Annotated in this window: 3 protein-coding genes; all 3 read right to left on the bottom strand. The window is 47.0% G+C overall.

Annotated elements, in window-relative coordinates; translation table 11 throughout:
- Positions 1–23: 23 nt before the first annotated feature.
- Genes tnpC through tnpA form a run of 3 tightly spaced genes read right to left on the bottom strand, consistent with a single transcriptional unit; the run spans position 24 to position 2,423 of the window.
- Positions 24–1,709, bottom strand: coding sequence for an IS66 family transposase (tnpC, locus tag ACX5KA_RS09105; RefSeq protein WP_202940816.1), 1,686 nt, complete (start codon positions 1,707–1,709; stop codon positions 24–26).
- A 34-nt stretch (positions 1,710–1,743) separates the two neighbouring features.
- Positions 1,744–2,112, bottom strand: coding sequence for an IS66 family insertion sequence element accessory protein TnpB (tnpB, locus tag ACX5KA_RS09100; protein WP_015068226.1), 369 nt, complete (start codon positions 2,110–2,112; stop codon positions 1,744–1,746).
- Complete coding sequence (gene tnpA / locus ACX5KA_RS09095) at positions 2,109–2,423, bottom strand: IS66 family insertion sequence element accessory protein TnpA (RefSeq protein WP_015068225.1); 315 nt, start codon at positions 2,421–2,423, stop codon at positions 2,109–2,111. Before tnpA ends, tnpB begins: the two co-directional genes overlap by 4 nt.
- Positions 2,424–2,508: the final 85 nt, after the last annotated feature.

Below are 2,508 nucleotides of genomic sequence, written 5' to 3'. Positions count from 1 at the left end.
GTAAGCGATCTTAAATCAGCACTTTACGCAGTTTTTGGCACATTCCAAGGTAATAATGCTTCTAATTTTTCAACTGTCGTGGCATCGGCAATATTATCTAGCACATATTTGATGTAACTGGAGGGTTCAACACCGTTAGCTTTGGCCGTTTCAATGAGCGAGTAACAGGTCGCACTGGCGTGTGCACCTCGCGATGAATCTGCGAACAACCAATTTCGTCTGCCTACGGCGAACGGTCGAATGGCGTTTTCCGCTAGGGCATTACTGATATTGACGTAGCCGTAGTCGCAATAGGCAACAAGCACATCCCACTGATTAAGCATATAGAATATGGCTTTGTAGGTCAGTGAATCTTTCAGTACCTTGGGTAGATTACGCTCAAGCCACGGTTTAAATTCGCTCAGAATAGGCACCGCTAAGGTTTGCCGTGCCTGGTATTTTTCGTCACTACTCAAGTCAGCAATTTTCCTTTCAATGGCGTACAGCTTTTGGATATAACCAATCGCGACATCGGCTTTAGAGGGTGTGCCTTTTTTGCTGTTTTTATGGCTAGGCGTGCCCGCTCGACTGGCTTCAATAAATTTACGTCGCGCATGGTCCATACAGCCAATACGGGGTAATTGACGCTCGCGACAGACTTTGGCGTAACCCGCATAGCCGTCCACTTGCAAGACACCGTTAAATCCATCGAGTAGACGTGCAGGAACCTGACCGGCGCGTGAAGGGTCATAGTCAAACAGCACTGTCGGTTTATCCGGTGGGCCGCCACGGGTCACCCACATCCATTTATCACTTTGGCGACTTTTACCGGCTTCGTCTAAGACTTGAATGCGCGTTTCATCCGCTTGAATATAGTTGCCCTGATTTTGTTGTTCGCGGGCCAGTTTGATTAAGGGGTGAAATACTTCGTCGAGTCGGATAACCCAATTGGCCATGGTATTACGACCAATCTCATGGCCTAAACGGGCGAGCATGTTATTGAGGCGATAGAGGGGTAACCCGTCAGCGTATTTTGAGGTAATGATGTACGCCAATAGTGAAGTGGTCGCGATACATTTACCTAAGGGATGTGTAGGACGGGCAGCCGCCACCATGTGTTCATCCTGCTGTGTGTCGAATACCGCCTTTTCTTGCCATATCTCAACCACATTGAGTTGCGCAGGGATATATTCTAATTCTTCTTTCACTTTGCTGAAGAAGGTTTTACTTGCACCGGCTTTTTCTTCGTCGCTCAATAACCATTCACGACGTATACGGTTTAGCGTCGCCGAGAAACCACGATTGCGGGTCTTCTTTTTGTTTGTTGTGGTGTGTGCAGGCGTGTGTGTTTCTTCCGGCACCTGTTCGCGTAAATCATCAATGGCGGCTTCAAGCTCAGCTTCATCAAACAGGTTAATTTGGTGGGGGTGTTTTTCACTGCTTGCGCCAAAGCGTTGGATTTTGGCTAAACGCAGTAATTCATCGGTGAGTGCTTTGTATTTGTCACGCTGAGCAATAGCGTCGTTACGTTCTACTATGGCGTTGTTACGTTGAGCAAGCGCGGTATCACGCTCATTAACCGCGCTATCGCGCTCACTAAGCGCACTGTCACGCTGTTCACAGGCATCAGCAAGTAGCCCCTCTTTTTGGGCTAACACAGCCAACAATTCAGCGGCAGTTAAACCACTGTAATCGACTGTTTTATCTTGCTTTTTGCCTGTCTTTTTCATGGCGAGATTATACCAAATCTCACCCTAAAACGCGCTAATTTATTGCCTCATAATGCAACTTTTTATGCCCTTTAAGCAGGCTAATATCATACCCATCCAACAGCCAATTTATTTGTTCCCCCGTTAATAACAGCAAGTCATCGTCTGGCCTAGGCCATTTAAATTTTTCTTCTGCCAAGGCTTTGTAATACAGCACAAAACCGTTATCTTCCCACATCAGACATTTGATTTTATTTCGCTGACGGTTAGAAAACACATACAGCGCGCCGGTAAAGGGATTATGCCCTAACTCTTGCTCTACCAAGACCGCCAACCCATGTGCTTGTTTGCGAAAATCAATCGGGTCACGGTAGAGGTAAATCTGTGGCAGTGCCAGTGCGGGTCGTAAATAACGCGCCTTCATAACTGTTGCAATAATTGCGTGACCGTATCAATATTACTTAGGGTCACATCACGAATGACCAGTCCATTCGGTAACTGTAATTGCAACGGCACTTCACTGGTATTAGCACGGTGAGCTACTTGCACCGGCACCAATTGGTGGGTCTGCGCACCACACGCTTTATCACCACTCTCGCTGTCCCTCAACTTTTGCTGCCAATATTGAAACTGATGGTACACTAACCCGTGCTCTCGGCAGAACGCAGCCCCCGATAAATGACTCGACTGCCAGGCATCAACCACGCTTTGCCAGTTTTGTTCGCGTTCATTCATTGTCTTTTTCCTGTGTAGTTAACATCAGGAATGAGTGTTACGCGTTTGATGCAAAGAAAATAGAGGTCGATTTAATGACGCTTAC

Source organism: Alteromonas alvinellae (assembly GCF_902705805.1).
This window is presented reverse-complemented; position numbering and strand designations above follow the sequence as displayed.